General features: G+C 63.1%; 12 protein-coding genes. 8 read left to right on the forward strand and 4 right to left on the reverse strand.

Translation table 11 applies throughout. The features are described from left to right. The first annotated feature begins 28 nt into the window (after nt 1-28). The 3 genes from ACILSQ_RS05785 to ACILSQ_RS05795 all read left to right on the forward strand — a co-directional run bounded on the left by ACILSQ_RS05785 (nt 29) and on the right by ACILSQ_RS05795 (nt 9961). Nucleotides 29-8248: an MG2 domain-containing protein gene (locus ACILSQ_RS05785; RefSeq protein WP_395742639.1), complete on the forward strand. Its 8220-nt coding sequence runs from the start codon at nt 29-31 to the stop codon at nt 8246-8248. A 47-nt stretch (nt 8249-8295) separates the two neighbouring features. Beyond that, on the forward strand, nt 8296-8754 hold the full coding sequence (locus ACILSQ_RS05790) for a c-type cytochrome domain-containing protein (RefSeq protein ID WP_395742640.1): 459 nt from the start codon (nt 8296-8298) through the stop codon (nt 8752-8754). Nucleotides 8755-8824: 70 nt separating this feature from the next. Continuing rightward, complete coding sequence (locus ACILSQ_RS05795; RefSeq protein WP_395742641.1) at nt 8825-9961, forward strand: hypothetical protein; 1137 nt, start codon at nt 8825-8827, stop codon at nt 9959-9961. Between the two features lie 85 nt (nt 9962-10046). Here ACILSQ_RS05795 and ACILSQ_RS05800 read toward each other — a convergent pair whose 3' ends face one another. The 4 genes from ACILSQ_RS05800 to folP all read right to left on the reverse strand — a co-directional run bounded on the left by ACILSQ_RS05800 (nt 10047) and on the right by folP (nt 11772). Beyond that, a complete protein-coding gene (locus ACILSQ_RS05800) occupies nt 10047-10301 on the reverse strand; it encodes a hypothetical protein (protein ID WP_395742642.1) in 255 nt (84 codons plus the stop codon). Nucleotides 10302-10319: 18 nt separating this feature from the next. Then, nucleotides 10320-10568: a hypothetical protein gene (locus ACILSQ_RS05805; RefSeq protein WP_395742643.1), complete on the reverse strand. Its 249-nt coding sequence runs from the start codon at nt 10566-10568 to the stop codon at nt 10320-10322. 85 nt (nt 10569-10653) lie between these two features. Beyond that, on the reverse strand, nt 10654-10917 hold the full coding sequence (locus ACILSQ_RS05810) for a hypothetical protein (RefSeq protein WP_395742644.1): 264 nt from the start codon (nt 10915-10917) through the stop codon (nt 10654-10656). 15 nt (nt 10918-10932) lie between these two features. Further along, nucleotides 10933-11772, reverse strand: a complete 840-nt coding sequence (gene folP, locus ACILSQ_RS05815; protein WP_395742645.1) for a dihydropteroate synthase — start codon at nt 11770-11772, stop codon at nt 10933-10935. 147 nt (nt 11773-11919) lie between these two features. Between folP and ACILSQ_RS05820 the strand changes: the two genes are divergently transcribed. The 5 genes from ACILSQ_RS05820 to ACILSQ_RS05840 are packed head-to-tail and all read left to right on the forward strand — an operon-like array spanning nt 11920 to nt 16267. Further along, nucleotides 11920-13392, forward strand: a complete 1473-nt coding sequence (locus tag ACILSQ_RS05820) for a hypothetical protein (RefSeq protein ID WP_395742646.1) — start codon at nt 11920-11922, stop codon at nt 13390-13392. A gap of 4 nt (nt 13393-13396) precedes the next feature. Beyond that, nucleotides 13397-13678, forward strand: a complete 282-nt coding sequence (locus ACILSQ_RS05825) for an acylphosphatase (RefSeq protein WP_395742647.1) — start codon at nt 13397-13399, stop codon at nt 13676-13678. Between the two features lie 14 nt (nt 13679-13692). Then, on the forward strand, nt 13693-14556 hold the full coding sequence (locus tag ACILSQ_RS05830) for an ABC transporter ATP-binding protein (RefSeq protein WP_395742648.1): 864 nt from the start codon (nt 13693-13695) through the stop codon (nt 14554-14556). Further along, nucleotides 14553-15479 (forward strand): ABC transporter permease, encoded by a 927-nt coding sequence (locus ACILSQ_RS05835; RefSeq protein ID WP_395742649.1) that lies wholly within the window; start codon nt 14553-14555, stop codon nt 15477-15479. Before ACILSQ_RS05830 ends, ACILSQ_RS05835 begins: the two co-directional genes overlap by 4 nt. Continuing rightward, nucleotides 15476-16267, forward strand: a complete 792-nt coding sequence (locus ACILSQ_RS05840; RefSeq protein ID WP_395742650.1) for a hypothetical protein — start codon at nt 15476-15478, stop codon at nt 16265-16267. Before ACILSQ_RS05835 ends, ACILSQ_RS05840 begins: the two co-directional genes overlap by 4 nt. Nucleotides 16268-16302: the final 35 nt, after the last annotated feature.

Here is a 16302-nt window from a genome sequence, read left to right on the forward strand (position 1 = left end):
AATCAGGAAAATATCAATGGAGGCCGCCATGTACCACCGCACCATCCTGTTCCTCGCTCTTGTTCAGACCCTGACCGCCACGCCGGTCAATGATGCGGAGGTGCTGATGCAGCGGCAGCGCTACACCGAGGCTGCGTCCGCCTTGACGGATGCCGTCATCACGGCCGCCACCGATCCGGGCTATGCGCATTATCTGCGCGCCGTGGCCCGGACGGAGGCCAAACAGTACGCCGCCGCCATCACCGACTGCGACGCCATCCCCGCCACGCATGCCTGGCAGCGCAAGGCGCTCTTTCTAAAAGCGCAGTGCCTGGCCGAACTGAAGCGGCACCAGGAGGCGGAGGCGATCTACAGTGCGGAAGCCGCACGCCTGTTTGCAACGACTCGGAAGGAGAAACTTGCAGAGGCGCTGGTGACGCTGGCGCAGGAGATCACCAAACCGGCCGTGCCGGGCCAAAGCCTGGGCACCGATGTACAGATGAAAGCGCTGGCACTGTACCGCAAGGCGCTGGAACTCGAAACGGGGCCGAAGATGCGCGAGAACCTGCTGTTTCAGACCGCCGTGAGCGTACGTGACTTGAAAGACCCTGACTTGCCGGAGACCTGCGACGCCTACCTGCGGGAATTTGATCCCGACTGGAAAGGACTCATCGGCAGCACGCCCCCGAAATCCGCGGCAAAGGAAGCCGGTGTGCATCGCTGGGAGGTGCGGCAGATGCTCATCGAAAACCGGCTGCAGGCGGGGGACGCGGCCTCCGCGCGCCGCTACACGGAGGACGTTCTGGCGCTGTGGAAAACCAAAGCACCTGCGGCAGGAGCCAAGCCGGATCTCGGCGACATCGAATGGCTGCTCTGCCGCAGTTATGGCGGGCTGATGGTTCAGGCCATCCCTGACGTGCAGCAGCAGCAGGGCAGCGCAGTGGCGCAGCAGGGCGCGCGGTTTGCCACCATCCCTGGAGATCCTGCGAGGCATACCGCAGCCCTGCGGCAGTTCCTGAAGGTGCACCCCTCTCATCCGCGTTCGGCGGAGGCGGCCTTCACCTTGATCCAGGTGCTCATCTCCCAGCAGAAAAGCGATGAGGCCATGGAGGTCTGCAAGCTCCTCCATGACCGCGCGGACTGGCCCGCCCCTGCCGCGGATGAACGGGACAAGCGCACCCCGGCGGAGCGGCTGGAGGCATGGCGGCAGATGGCGTTCTTCCAGATCGGCGCCCTGCGCTTTGCCACGCGGAAGTATGCGCAGGCCATCGAACAATGGCGCGCCTACATCGCCAAACATCCGGACGGCAGCCTGTGGCAGCAGGCGCAGGCGCGCATCGTGGAGGCGGAGTTTCAGCTCTGCCTCAATGCGGTGGCGGCCGGGAACCGCGCGGAAGCCACCAAGCTCTTCGACACCTTCATCGCCGCGCATCCGCTGGACCCACGCTGCGCCCAGCTCCTCTTTTTAAACGGTCAGTGGCATTTCACCGCGGCGCAGGAGCTGGCCAAAAAAGAGGCGGGTAAGCCGCGCTCGCCGGAGCTCACCGCCCTGTTTGAAAACGCCATCGTTGAATGGTCGCGCCTGATCATCAAGCATCCGCAGAGCGAGGAGGCCTCGCTGGCGCTGTACCGCACCGGCATCATCCAGGCGGAGTACCTGGACCGGCATGAAGATGCGCTGAACACCTTTCAGCGCCTGACCTGGGGCGGATGGAAACAGCTGGCGGCGGAACGCGCCGCCATGATGCCGCAGCGCTCCCTGGCACTGCGCACGCCGCGCACCTTCCGCACGAATGAACCCGCCCAGGTACGCGTGAACGTGCGCAACATCGAGAAGCTGAAAGTCTCGCGCTACACTTTGAACCTTGAAGATTTTTACCGCAGCCGTCACCGGCTCGATGGCGATTCAGGCATCGGGTCGCTGGACATCGACCTGATCCAGCCGGACAAGACCTGGGAGGTCAGCATCGAAGGCTACACGCGGCTGAAACCGATCGAGCAGGCCATCGACGTGCCGTTTGAAGGCGCGAAGCCCGGCGTGTGCCTCATTCGTGTCGAAGGCGAGGACTGGCAGGCCAGCACCATCGTGATCCGCAGCGACATTGACCTCATCGTCCAGTCCGCGTGGACGGAGGCGCTCGTGTTTGTGCAGGACAGAATCAAAGGGACCGTGGTGGCCGACGCCGAGGTGCTGCTGAGCAATGGCAAGGAAATCATCGGCCGGGGCCGCACGGGCCAGGATGGGGTCTTCCGCCTGCGCGGCGAAATGATCCGTGCCGCCGCCGATCTGTGCGCCTTTGTGCAAACGGACGCCGGCGCAGCCATCCACCGGCTCAACCTTCGGGGCATGACGCAGGAGATCACAGGTGGAGACACGAACCGTGACGCCGTGGCGCTCTCCCGCCGCGGCTTTATCTACACGGATAAATCCGCCTACCGCGCTGGCGACAAGGTCCACTTCCGGGGCATCATCCGCGATGTGAAGGACGGCGCGTACAGCGTTCCCGTGGGGCGTGAATATGACATCAGCATCACTGACAGCAGCAAACGCGTGCTCCACCGCATGAAGTCAAAGCTCAGCGACTTCGGCACCTTCACCCACAGCATTTCCCTGCCTGCCGCGGCCGGTGCTGACACCTACTCCATCAAGGCCAAGGCGGTGGAGGGGGATGAGACATACGAAGCCACCTTCGATGTCCGCGAGTTTGAGATCGCCGAGATCACCGCCGTGATCGAAACCAAGCCGGATGCCGTTTTTCGCGGTGACCGTGTGGAAGGCACGCTGCGTGTAAACTATTCCTGGGGCTCTCCGCTGGCGGACGAGCCCGTGCGCATGCGCATGCCGGACGGGCGCGTGCTGGAGGGAAAAACGGATGCCACCGGAACCTTCACCTTCACACAGGAGACCACGGCTTTTCAGGCCGGGGAATATCTCACGTTATCCGCGGATCTGCCGGTGCGCCGGCGCACCGTACGACAGGTGGTGAGCCTGCTCCACACAGGCGTGAGTCTCGTGTGGGACCGCCTGCCGGAACCCGCGCTCACGGACGAGCCTGCGCCCATTCGCATCCAGGCGCTGGATCACCGGGGCAAACCGACCGCGGCCACGGTGAAGATCACGCTCTCACGCCTCGACAATCAGCCAGCCAATCCGGTGCTCGCCGCCCTGCCTGGCCTGGTTTATCTGCCCAATGCCAGCGCCCCGGCGCGCATCGCGGAGTTCACCGTGCAGACCGATGCCACCACGGGACTCGGCAGTTCCTCCGTGATGCTGCAGTCGGCCGCGCCGCACCAGCTTGTGGCCCAGACCACGGATGCGCGGGGAAATGTGGTCGAGACCACCACCAGCCTGCAGGTTTCAGGCCCGGACGACACCACGAAGCTGCGGCTTTTCAGCGATGAAGCATCCGTGCACGAAGGCAGCACGCTCAAGGTGGATGCGCACAGCCGCATCGCCGCGCCGCTGGCGCTCGTCACGCTCGCCGGAGAAAACATGATCGAGCATCGCGTGGTGAAGCTGGCGGCGGGTCACAATGAGCTGCCCGTCGCCATTGCCGCCGCGCACTGGCCGCAGTTTGATGTGAGCGTCTCCTGCCTGGATGGGGACAAGCTGCACAGCGCGCGGCGCGGTTTCGTGGTGGAGCGTCCGCTCAAGATTGAAATCCAGACGCCCGCCGAGCCGGTGAAGCCGGGCGATGCGGCCGAGATCACGCTCACCACCACCGATGCGAATGGCAAACCTGTCGCGGCGGAGCTCAGCCTCGCGCTCGCCAGCTCGGCCCTGTTTGCACAGTACTTTGACGAGACCGAGGAAATCGAAGCCTACTTTCATGGCAGCCTGCGTTCAGAATGCAGCCTGCGCACCGGGAGCAATGCAGCCTTTCAGCATCGCGCCTCCTCGCAGCTCCTGACCCGGGATGAAGCGGGCAATGTCATCGCCGTCGCCCACAGTGTCGAGTCGCACCTGGATCAGTTGCGCCAGATGGAGCAGCAGGAGCGCAGCGTGTGGTATCAGCAGGCGGCTGGAGGAGGCCGGCAGGCCCAGTCCGGCACGTATGTTGGAAGCTCCAGCGCTGCATCAATCGCCCCGCCTGAAGGAACGCTTATCCTCGCAAGCGGCGGGGTGATCTCAGGCTCCGGCGCCGTCTTGACTGGCAGCACCTTCGCTGCCTCCAACATCGGCAATTTGGCTCTAACCACAAACGGCAGCAACAGCCTCACTTTCACGGGAGATATCAACGGCGGCGCCCTCAACACTGCCGCCACGGGTCTTTCTCTCGGCGGAGCCGCCTCCCCGTTGATGTATAGTCGCGGAGGGAACATCGCACTCGATGGGTCTGGAATTTTCAACGCCGCGGGCACCACCGGTGGCATCAGGACAGGGACAGGGATCATCAACATGAGCTCGGGCGTCGCGCCCTACATTGCAGCCAATACCGCAAGCACCGCAAATACCGCAGGGGGAGGGCGTTTCCAATCCGTCGGCGACCAGACGTTCGCGTCAGATGCGCAGTGGTACTGCCCGCTGGTCACGGATGCCTCGGGCCAGGTGAAGGTGAAACTGACCACTCCGGACGCCGCGGGTGCGTGGCGTTTGTCCAGCCGCGGCTGCACAGTCAAAACCGAGGTGGGCGAGGCGGAAAAGGAGCTCATCACCAAGGCTGACTTCTTCGTGAAGCTGGAAACACCTGCGGTGCTGCGTGTGGGAGATTCATTTCAGCCCGTGGCCACTCTTTTCGGCGCGCCGGCGAACCTGGCCGAGACGACGGTGAAACTCACCTTCAGCAGCGTGCTGGGCTCTTTTGTGAAACCGATGGAGCCGCAGACCCGCGAAGTCCAGGTGACCCGCAACGGGCAGAAGATGGTGAGGTTTGATCCCGCCATCACTCCTGTGATGCGGGAGTGGGCGGGGCTGGATGCGGACGCGAAGCATGGTGGCAAAACGGCCGCTTATGCACGCAATACGGTTCAGGTGCTCCCAGTGGAGAGCGCCAGCGCCGCCACGGAGGTGATGCTGCTGTCCGCTCCGGGAGATCAGGCGATCCCCGCGAGCAAGGCGCAGTTCATGGCCGCGTGGGTGGTGGACTCTCCGAAACGCCTCCTGCAAAACATGCTGCTGCCTGTAGCGCAAAACACCAGGCACACTCCGCAAACCGCCGCCAGCAGACTCCTGGCGCAGGTCTCCGTGTTTGAAACCTTCACCCTGGAGCTGCCGAGGAAGGCGATGCGCACGATGATCGAAAACGGCATCTCCGAGCTGCAGATCACGCAGCGGGACGGCGGCTGGCCCTGGCAGGACGTACGCTGGCAGCATGACAGCATCGTCACCAGCCTGGGCCTGTGGGCGCTGGTGGAGGCGCGCGCGCTGGGACAGGAGGTGGATGAGACCACGCTCAAATCTGCCACCGCCTATTTGAAGAAGGCCCTGGGCATCATCCCGCCGGACGAGCCGGACAAGGCGGCCGTCATCCTCCATGCCCTCGCCTGCGTAAGCGAGGCCGACTTCTCCGTGGCCAACCGCATGTACCGCGACCGCGCCAAGCTGAATGATCCCGCGCTGGGCTGGCTGGCCGCCGCCTTTCAGCGCATGGGCCGCGCGGATGAGGCCGCGGAACTGCTCAAGATCCTGGAAGCCCGCCCCGCATGGGCAGGCAGCAAGACCACCTCCCGCCTCAGCAATGCGGACGACACCACCGCCATCATTCTCTACGCCGCTGCACGCACCGCACCAGACTCCGCCCTGGCAAAGAAAGCCGGCGACCTGCTGCTGCATCGCATCGGCCTGTCTGATGATTCCGCCTTGAAGGGAGTATGGACGGCGGCGCTGGCCAGGCATTTCATCAGCACACGTCAGCACGAGGTGCCGGAGGCGGAGAACCTGAAGATCCACATCGACGGCGTGGCGGATGACTGGCACCTGCCAGCCTCTCTCCCGGTGCCGAAGGCGGGCGCGGATGGGAAGATCCACCTCAACGTGACTTACAACAAACCCGCCGCGAGGCCCATTCTGTTTGTCTCCTTCATCCGTGATGAGGTGGTGGATGCCAAGACCGCCTCCGTGGATTCGCTGCCCACCATTGCACAAAGGCGCTGGCTCCATGACGGGCTGCGTCATCATGACCGGCCTCTGGAGGCGGAGAGCAGCTCCCCGGTGAAGGTGGCGGCCTATGGGCAGCGGCTGCGCGTGCGGTTGAATTTGAAAGCGCCGAAGGAGGCGCAGACCGGCTATGTGATCATCGATGAGCCGCTGCCCGCCGGCTGCCTGTTCATCCCAGGCTCGCTGAAGGCGCCGCATGCGCGCATGGAGCAGCTTCCAGGCATGCTGCGGCTTTGGTTCATCCCCCGCACCTTCACCGAAAACACCGAGATCAGCTACGAACTGATGGCTCTGCATCCGGGCAGCTATCACATTCCGCACACCCGTGTGCGCGATGCCTGCCGCCATGATCAGTTCAACGCCGGACCAGACGGAAAGCTGACGATCCTTTCTCCAGGCCAGCCCTCCACCGACGCCTATGCGATGAACGGCTTTGAGCGGCTGGAACTGGCGGAGCTGCTCTTCGACGAAGATGCGCTCGAAGAAGCACGCACTCACCTCGAAATTCTGCGCAATGACGCCGAGGCCATGAAATACCACGAGCGCGACATCGCGCGCATGCTGCTGTGGATTCACACCTCACGCGGCGGCATGGATGCGCGACAGGTGGTGGAGCTCTTCGAGGCCCTGAGCGAGCGCCACCCGGACATCGTCATCCCTTTTGACAAGATTCTCAAGGTGGCGGCGGCATACCGGGAGATCGGCGAATTTGAGCGCGCCTGGCTGGTGTATCGCGCGACGATGGAAAGCAGCTTTGTCAGCGATGCCGGCGTGAGCGCCGCGCTTGAGACCGCAGGCGACTTCCCCGGCAGCGCGGAGCACCAGACCCGGCTGTGGCTGGAATACCCCGATGGCGCGGACGGCCTGCTCGCGGCGTTCAGCCTCGGCCAGCGCTTTCAGGAGATGGCCGCCAATCCCACCAGCGTGCCGCTGCGCCCTGGCGCGGCGAAGTGGACGAAGAACCAGCTCCTGGAGCGCAGCCGCGATCTGCTGCGGCAGTTTTTGACACTGCACGCCAAAGACGATCTCGCGGACGATGCAGCTTTCAGCCTGATCAATGTGTTCTTTGATCTCAAAGACTACGCCAGCGTGGTGCAGACCGCCGGAAATGCCGCGACGACCTTTACCAAGAGCTCGTTCCTGAACAATTTTCATTACATGACGGCGCTGGGCCGCTTCTGGCAGTATCAGTTCCCCGAGGCGCTGGCCGCGGCGGCACCCGTGGCCGCGGGCAGCAGCGATGATGCGCCCAATGCGCGCTACATCACCGCGCAGATCCACCATGCGCAGGGTCAGTTTGCCGAGGCGGTGCGCTGGTATGAGAAGGTGAAGGACGAGTTTGATGACGCCCGCGAGTCCATCGAGATGCTGGAGGAGAAACGGGTGAAGCTGCCCTTTGCCACGCGCGTAGAAGCAGGCCAGCCGGTGAAGATCGAGCTGGAGCACCGCAATGTGAAGGAGGCCGCGCTGCTCATCTACCGGGTGGATTTGATGAAGCTGCAGGAGCGGCAGAAGGATCTGAGCAGCGTGGGCAGCGTGAATCTCTCCGGCATCACTCCGCAGGCGGAAATGAAGGTGCCGCTGGGAGACGGGCAGGACTATGCCTGGAAAAAGCGCAGCATCGATCTGCCGCTGAAGGACGAGGGAGCCTACCTGGTGATCTGCCGCGGAGACTCCCAGATGACCAGCAGCCTGGTGCTGCTGACCACGCTGGAGATGGAGTCCCACGAGGATGCTGAAAACGGCTCCGTGCACGTGCAGCTCCACGACACCGTTCGCAACGCCTACGTGGCGGATGCGGAGATCGCGGCCTATGATACCAGCGGTTTCGCGCAGCCGCAGAAGGGCCGCACCGACCCGCGCGGCGCCTTCAGCGCCACCGGCATCCATGGCCAGGCCGTGGTGGTGGCAAAGCTGGGGGACACCCGCTACGCCGTGTTCCGCAGCAGCGGCAATCTCACGCCGGTGCGATTCGCCGCACCATCCTCGCCAGCGATGGCCGGGCGGGAAATCGTGAGGCGCGCCGTGATCAAGCCGGAGGGCAAGGACGCCTATCTGCAGAACCTGCGTGGCAAACTGGACCTCAACAACTCCGGCAACCGCGCCGCGTGGTCTGACAAGCTCAAGAACGAAGGCAAGGGCGTGAAAGCGGAGAAGGCGTTCAAGAAATGAGCAGTTCTCCCCCTTGCATGCGCATCATCCCGAGTTCTGTTTCACCCATGCACCGCTCCTGGCCTTCTCTCCTCTGCGTCCTGGTTCTCGCATCCTGCGCCACGCCACCTGATTCGGAAACCAAGCCGTTGGGCGCCAACGTGCTCAGCAAGGACGCCATCCACGCCGCCAGGCATGGCCCCGTCGATTTCGTGGCGCATGTGAAGCCGGTGCTGGAGGCGAAGTGTGTGATGTGCCACAACCGTCAGGCGCTGCCCGGCCACCTGAGCCTGGAAAGCCGCAAGGAGGCCCTGCGCACAAAGGCCCTGGGCACCTACATCGTGCCGGGCCACCCGGAGACGAGCCTGCTGGTGGCGAATGTGAAGACCGTGCATCAGAGAGTCAGTGTCATGCCAGCGGTGGGCGAGCGCCTCACCGCGGATGAATACGCCATCATCAACAAGTGGGTGAAGGAAGGCGCGGCCTGGCCTGCGGGCAGGGCGGGCACGCTGAAAATCATCCGGTAATCAGAATTTCCGATCCCGGGCATTCGCAATTCGTCTTGGCCCCTCCGAGCGGCCATGCTCTACTGGGCGCATGGCAGATCCACGCGCCCTCATTTCGAATCCCGCAGACCTCACGCCCTCCACCGCCTGGAACGAAACAGTGTGGGCCTATACCAGCGAGGAGGAGCTTGTCGATCACACCACGAAAGCCCGCCTCTGTGTGGCCACGCTGCTGCCCTTCAAAGACAGGAAGCCGGACTGGGACGGCTTCACCAAAAGCGTGCGCTGGATGCAGCAGTGCGGCGAGTACTACGGCGTGGAGATGGTCTTCGTGCTCAACGCGGACACGGGCTACATCTTTGATCTCAGCAACGAATTGTATGCCGAGGTGCTGAAGCGCTTCCGTGCGGAATTTCCCACCCAGCGCTTCATCGCCGGCGTGACCGCGCGCGGCGCGGAAAACGACAGCACCTTCAAAGCCGAACGCTACTGGCCGCTGCTGGACATCGCGCAGGAGCACGACAACTGCGAGATGATGATCATGACCAGCAAGCTGCTGAACACGCTGGAGAATGAGCCGCGGCGTGATGCTTACTTCCAGATCGCCGAGCATCTCATCCGCCCCGGCATCGCGCATGCGCTGGAGCCCTCCTTTGTGCCCTGGGCCACGCCGTTTGACCCGTGGCTGTTCCATGAGATCGCGCTGCATCCGGCGTATGTCGGTGGCAAGGTCAGTACGCTCGATGAGCCGCACTTCCACTACTGGGCCGCCATGTGCAAAGGCCTGAACCTCCCCTTCTCCCCGCACAGCGGAGACGACTACGGCATCGCCACCGCCATCAAGCTCGGCCTGCCGCTGCTCATCGGCGCGGGTGTCAGCGCCTGCCCTCTCATCTGCGCCGCGCGCGACATGTGGCTGCTGGACAGCGTGGCGGACAAAAAATTCAAGACCGGCACCGGCCGCTTTGACACGCGCGTCTATAAGCTCTTCGAGGCCTTCCAGTCCTTTGAAGACATGGTCTTCCGCCTCGATGACCGCATGAGCGCATCCCCCTACAAGCACAGCACCGCCCATGTGCTGCACCAGCTTGGGCTCATCGGGTCGCCTGAAGCCCATCCGGATTGCAAGGACCTGCGCGGCACGGATGAAGCGGCCCGCATGGCCGAGGCGATGAGAAGGCCGAAGCGTGTGGCGCAGAAGCTGGGGATTCCCTTGTTTGGAAAGTGAGACGCGGGCGGCCTGCAGGTGTGGGACAGTTTATGGCGGGCTTCATCCGTTGGATGCATCCGCCGGCGTGCCACCGCGCGCGAGTTCAGCGCCGCGTCAGATCTGACCACCATCTGACGTAAACTTCGATCGGCTCTTTGAGCGAAGTGTTGTCATGGAGCCAGATCACAGGCTTATACACTGTCAGGACATAGGGCCGCCAGGTGGGAGGTGCATGAAACTTTTCCAGAAGGTAACCCGCGGGCCCGATGCTAAGCACGTAACACAATGGCAGCGCCATGATCAGAGCCACGAGGCCTGCTGAGCTTTTGTCCTTCGGAGACCGGCTGTCATCACTCATCGGGTTTCATGTGACCGTTCAAGGTTTCGCAGCCAGTTTCTCCCACCACTCCCAATACTTATTAAGTGGTCGCTTCAAAGCGGCATTTTCATGCAACCAGATCATCGGTGCATAAAATGTCCCAGCAGCATCCTCCATGTGCCTCACCGCAGGGAATTTTTTTAAAGCGAAAACGACCGGACCGCTGCTAAAGGCATAGAGCAGCGGCAGCGCTACGATGAGCGCCACAAGGGCTGCGGAATTTGAACTGCCTTTAGCGTCGCTCACCGGCAGCCATGTTAAATCGTTTCCACGAGGCTTGGCAAGACGGCTTTGCAGCAGCCCCTTGAGCGGGGTGCCTGCCCTTCCTGATTCATCTGCGCCGCGCCAGCCTTTCCCACCACCCCACGTAGTTCACCAATGGCTGCTCGAAAGAGGTATAGTGGCACGACCACAGCATGGGTGCATAAAAGGTGGCGGCAGCCCCCTCCATTGGTTTCAAGGACGGGTATTTGACAAGCATGTAAGCGACCGGCCCGATGCTCAAAGCATAGAGCAGCGGCAGCGCGATGCTGAGCGCAGCAAGTCCCGTGAAATGCGAGCTCGGGCGTGCCCGGTCTGTGTCGTCGTCGCTCATGGCCACGCAATGCATTCACGCTCCATCCAATATCGCCTCCATCATCCGCAGCGCTTCGCGGTTTGGCCTCACGTCATGCACGCGCACAATGCGCGCGCCATGCTCCCGCGCGTAGGCGCTGAGGGCGATGGTGGGCCAGAAGCGGTCTTCCATGGCGTCTGAATGGACGACACGGGCGATGCTGGATTTGCGCGAGATGCCCACCAGCAGCGGCCGCCGCGTGCAGAGCTGGGGCAGCTCGCGCATGAGGGTGAGGTTGTGCTCCAGGGTTTTGCCAAAGCCAAAGCCGGGGTCCAGCACGATGCGCTCGGGCGCGATGCCTTCGTTTTCGAGCACGCGGAGGCGATTTTCAAAGAAGTCCGCCACCGCGGCGACGACGTCATCATACTGAGGGCGGGCCTGCATGGTTTGCGGCGTGCCGGTCATGTGCATGACGACGATGCCCGCCCTGGATTCAGCCGCCACGCGCGGCATGGCGGCATCCCCACGCAGGCCGGTGACGTCGTTGATGATGTCCGCCCCGGCGTCCAGCGCGGCGCGGGCCACGGCGGCCTTCATGGTGTCGATGGAGATGAGCGCCTTGGTCTGTGAGCGCACCGCGCGGATCACCGGCATCACGCGGTGCAGTTCCTCCGCTTCGCTCACGGGCTCGGCCCCGGGGCGTGTGGACTCGCCGCCGATGTCCAGAATGTCCGCCCCCTCCGCCAGCAGCGTGAAGGCATGCTCCACGGCACGGCCGGGATCATTGAAGCGGCCGCCGTCGGAAAAGCTGTCTGGCGTGACATTGACGATGCCCATGATGAGGCCGCGATGGGTGAGATCGAGATCGTGGTTGCCGAATCGCCAGCGAAACATGGTGGTGCGGGGCGGCTGTGCCCGGTGCCGGGTATGTTGGGGGGAATCGGGTCTGCGCCAAGCGGAAAAACGACGTGGAGGCCTGTTCTCCGAAGCTTTAGCGAAGGATGAAATTGCCCGCGCCGCTTCCCGCTGCATGATTTGATGATGAAGTTCAACCCGGCCACCCTGCTCGTCGTCCTCCTCGCCCTAGGAGGTGCGGCGGCCTTGCTGCTGGTGGGGGCCAAACCGGAGCCGCCCCCGGCGGTCAGCGCACCAGCCCCGGCTGCCGCGGTGAAAGCAGAGGCGCCGCCGCCGGGCGATGCGACCAGCAAGGCGGTGGATGATCTCAAGAAGGAGATCGTGCTGCTGCAGGGGCAGATCGAGTACCTGGAAGGGCAGAACAACGCGCTGAAGGATGAGAATGCGCAGTTGATCCAAAAGCTCGGCACGCTGGGCATGAAGGACGCGCCGAAGATGAACCTGAAGGACGATGATGTGCCGCCCGACTTTGTGGGCATGGGCCTGGAGATGATGAAAATGCGCAAGCTGCATGCGCTGCCTCTGGTGACGACGGCGATCAGCCAGGAGGAGGTCGAGATCGTGATCCTGGCCTGGCTGAAGCGCCAGCAGCCAAACGAAGAGGCCAAAAAGTTTGCCCGCGGGCTCGCGGCCCTGGGCTGGATTCCCGAAGCGATCGATCCGCTGCCGTTGCGCGCCGCCCTGCTGGCACGTCAGCTCGGCGGCTGGTATGATGAGGAGTCGGAAACGATGTACACGGTGGATCCCGCCACGGCCTCCGGTCCGGCGGTCACCGCGAACGAGCCGCTGGGAATCGCCTTCGGCCAGTTGCTGCGCGAATATGGCAGCGTGCTGTTTCAGCCGCAGCACGGCCCTTTAAAGACTGACATGCGGCTGGCGCGCGAATCGCTGATTGCGGGAGATGCGGGGCTCACACGTTTTCTGTTCTCCCTGCAGAATCCCGCCTCGGCCCCGAAGGATGATCTGCCGGCGGAAGATCCGGACCACCCGCTGAACCAGGTGCCCATGCCGGCGTACCTGCGCCAACTGGCGCTGTTTCCCTTTGCCGGTGGTTTTGATTTTGCCCAGACGCTGCACAGCGCCGGAAATTTCGCGCAGCTCAATGCCGCCTACAGCCGCCCGCCCGTCAGCACGGCGGAGGTTATCGAACCGGAGGTTTATCTGGACCAGGAGCGCCCCGCGCCGGTGGAAATCCAGCTAAGCGATGTAAAACTCAAGGGGGTGCTTCCCTACCTGGACGACCGCCTGGGCAAATTTGCCTGCGTGGCCGCGCTGCGCACACACAACGACGACGAGGCCGCGTCGCTCGGCGCACGTGGGCTGGTGGCGGACCGCCTGCTGGCCTGGACGGCGGACGGCGGCGCCAAACGCGACCACGCAGCGTGGCAGACGCTGTTCATGGACAAGGCCTCCGCCGATGCATTTTACAAAGCCATGCTGAACTGCCTGAAGGAGACCTATGAGACCAAAGGCGAAAATGAATTCACCACGCAGGGCCGGTTTGTGAGTCTGCTGCGCAACCGTGGCGACGCGGGCGTGGTGCTGATCGAAGCGGCCAGCGAAGAGGCACGGGCCGCATTGAAACATTTGATGAAGTGACGTGATGATGACCGCCAAACATGTTTTTTATTCCGGCCGCGTCCAGGGCGTGGGCTTTCGCTACAGCACGAAGCGCATCGCCTCGGGCTTTGATGTCACGGGGTGGGTGAAGAACCTGCCTGACGGCCGCGTGGAGATGCTGGCGCAGTCCTTCGAAGCGGACGAGCTGGACGCCTTTCTCGAAGACATCCAGCAGAGCAGCCTGGGCTCCCACATCAAGGAACGGGAAGTCAAAGCCATCGCGGCGGAGCCGAATTTGCGTGGATTCAGCATCCTGCGCGACTAACCTGCACCCACCGCATGAGTACTACGCCTGCCGTTTCCGTCAATCATCTGACCAAGGTCTTCAAAGGCAGCCTTGGCAAAGGCGCCTTTCGCGCGGTGCATGACGTGTCTCTCACCGTCAATGAAGGGGAGGTCTATGGCCTCATCGGTCCCAATGGATCGGGAAAATCGACGACGATGAAGACCATTCTGGGCCTGCTGATGCCGACCGCGGGAGACAGCAGCATCTTTGGCATTCCCAGCACGAATGTGGCCAGCCGCCGCAGCGTGGGCTTCCTGCCGGAGAACCCGTATTTCTACAAGCACCTGAACGGACGCGAGACACTGCACTTCTACGGCAGGCTGTGCGGAATGAGCGGAGACACCCTGAAATCCCGGGCCGAGGAAATGCTGGCGCTGACCGGGCTGGAAGACGCGGCCACGCGGCGTGTGGGCGGCTACTCCAAAGGCATGCTGCAGCGCCTGGGCCTGGCACAGGCCCTCATCCATGAGCCACGGCTTCTCATTCTGGATGAACCGACGGCGGGGGTGGACCCCTCCGGCTCGCGCATCATCCGGGACCTCATCATCGAGTTTCGCTCCCGCGGCATCACGGTGCTCGTCACCTCTCACCTGCTGGAGCAGATGCAGGAGGTGTGCGACCGCGTGGGCATCATGGCGCACGGGCGCATGGTGCGCGAAGGGCGTCTGAATGAACTGATCGCCGTGGAAAACCAGACCGAGCTGGTGCTGGAAAACGCCTCCCCTGCGCTGCTGGCCAAAATTGACTCCCTGGTGAAGGCCGAGGGCGGCAGCACGCGCCTGCTGCGCAGCGGGCACCCGCGCACCACCCTGGAGCGTCTCTTTCTCGAAGCCACGAACTCACCGAAACAACCATGAGCCACGCCTCCCCCAGTTCCGCCCCCGCCAGCGTGGCCCCGGTGCGCTTTTCACCGCGGCGTGTCTGCACGCTGGCCTATGCGACGATGACCCAGCTCATGCGGATGAAGATCCTGCCCTTCCTGCTGGTGTTCTGCGCGCTGGTTGCATTGCTGGGCTTTGGCGGCACCGCAGTGGTCAACCCGGAACAACAGCTCAGCAGTTTCAAGAGCATGTCCCTGGGAGTGCTGCAGGTGTTCAGCATCGTGTTTGGCATTGTGGCCACCGCCCTGCTGCTGCCGAAGGATCTCGAGGACCGCACGCTCTACACCATCCTCTCCAAGCCGGTGCCGCGTTTTGACTACGTGCTGGGCAAGCTGATCGGCGTGCTGATGCTCATCGCCTCCGGCCTGGTCATTATTGATGCCGTGCTGAGCCTCATTCTTTGGATGCAGCAGTCCGGGCTGTCAGAAACCTACCTGGCCCAGCTGCGTCACGAAGGGCAGGACACCCCCGAAGCGGTGGCACAAATGCGCGACATCGTGGCAAAGCAGGGCCTCACCTGGAATCTGCACTGGGCGGTTTGGGCCATCTTCCTGAAAGCTTCCGTGGTGACCACCGTGGCCCTGCTGCTGTCGTGCATCGCCAGCTCCACCTTGTTCACCATCGTGATCGCCTTCTGCATCACCATCATCGGCCACGGTCATGCGATGATCCGCGAGTTCGTGTTTCAGCCCCATCTCAGCGGTGTTTCCGTCCGCATCGTCTCGTTTCTGCTGGCCGCCATCTGCCCCGACCTGGCCCAGTTTGACGTGGTGGACAGCGTGGCCAACGGCGAGATCGTGCCCTGGGCGGCGGTGTATGAAATGACGTGCATCGCGGCGCTCTACATGGTCGTTTACCTCTTCGTCACACACCTGGTCTTTGTGGAAAAGGAGCTATGAAACGAAAACTCCAGGCCGCCGCCGTGCTGCTCGTTTTCGGCGTGCTGAAACTGCCGCTGGAGCAGCGGGTGACGCATGATCTGCGCGCCATGCACCTGGTGGATGAGCCGCTGCATCTTAACGCAAAGGAAAACATGGGGCAGATGGGTCTCGCCGCGGCGTTTGGCGGCCTGCGCGGAGTGATCGCCATTCTTTTCGAACTGCGCGCCCATGTGGAGTTCACCCGGGTGAACTGGGCGGAGGTGGACAAATACTACAAGTTTGTGACCCAGCTTCAGCCGCGCAACGCCCGCTACTGGGAGGAGGCGTCCTGGCACATGGCCTATAATGCCGCCTCCTACTATCTCTACGACAAAGAACTCAAAGGAGCGCTGCGCGGGCAGTTGTACGCAGCCTACGTGAAGCGCGGCATCGACATCCTGAACGAAGGCCTGAAATACCTGCCGGACAACCCGCGGCTGTGGCAGAAAATGGGAGACCTGCACTGGAACCGCAGCAAGGATTTCAAGGCATCGGGGGATGCCTACTGGAACTCCTTTCAACACGGCGGCCTGAACTTCACCGAACGCTTCGCCGGCTATGCCTACGCGCAGGCCACGGACCCGGCCTCCTGGCACAAGGGGTACGCCATTTTGAAAAGGCTCTACGATGAAAAGAAGGCCACCCCGGGCCTCATCGAGTTTTTGAAGATGCTGGAGCAAAATCTCCACATCCCGGCGGCGCAGCGCATTCCAGACGCGCCCCCCGTCCGGCAGACGCCGGATCCGAAGGCCGGGCCGTTACGATGATAGGCTGGCAGCCTAGGCGCGTTTGACATTCACCG

This window comes from Prosthecobacter sp., assembly GCF_044227185.1.
GTDB lineage: Bacteria > Verrucomicrobiota > Verrucomicrobiia > Verrucomicrobiales > Verrucomicrobiaceae > Prosthecobacter.

Coding starts and splice junctions, on each gene's coding strand:
- ACILSQ_RS05785 (WP_395742639.1), top strand. CDS start 29: ATGTACCACCGCACCATCCTGTTCCTCGCTCTTGTTCAGACCCTGACC.
- ACILSQ_RS05790 (WP_395742640.1), top strand. CDS start 8,296: ATGCACCGCTCCTGGCCTTCTCTCCTCTGCGTCCTGGTTCTCGCATCC.
- ACILSQ_RS05795 (WP_395742641.1), top strand. CDS start 8,825: ATGGCAGATCCACGCGCCCTCATTTCGAATCCCGCAGACCTCACGCCC.
- ACILSQ_RS05800 (WP_395742642.1), bottom strand. CDS start 10,301: ATGAGTGATGACAGCCGGTCTCCGAAGGACAAAAGCTCAGCAGGCCTC.
- ACILSQ_RS05810 (WP_395742644.1), bottom strand. CDS start 10,917: ATGAGCGACGACGACACAGACCGGGCACGCCCGAGCTCGCATTTCACG.
- folP (WP_395742645.1), bottom strand. CDS start 11,772: ATGTTTCGCTGGCGATTCGGCAACCACGATCTCGATCTCACCCATCGC.
- ACILSQ_RS05820 (WP_395742646.1), top strand. CDS start 11,920: ATGAAGTTCAACCCGGCCACCCTGCTCGTCGTCCTCCTCGCCCTAGGA.
- ACILSQ_RS05825 (WP_395742647.1), top strand. CDS start 13,397: ATGATGACCGCCAAACATGTTTTTTATTCCGGCCGCGTCCAGGGCGTG.
- ACILSQ_RS05830 (WP_395742648.1), top strand. CDS start 13,693: ATGAGTACTACGCCTGCCGTTTCCGTCAATCATCTGACCAAGGTCTTC.
- ACILSQ_RS05835 (WP_395742649.1), top strand. CDS start 14,553: ATGAGCCACGCCTCCCCCAGTTCCGCCCCCGCCAGCGTGGCCCCGGTG.
- ACILSQ_RS05840 (WP_395742650.1), top strand. CDS start 15,476: ATGAAACGAAAACTCCAGGCCGCCGCCGTGCTGCTCGTTTTCGGCGTG.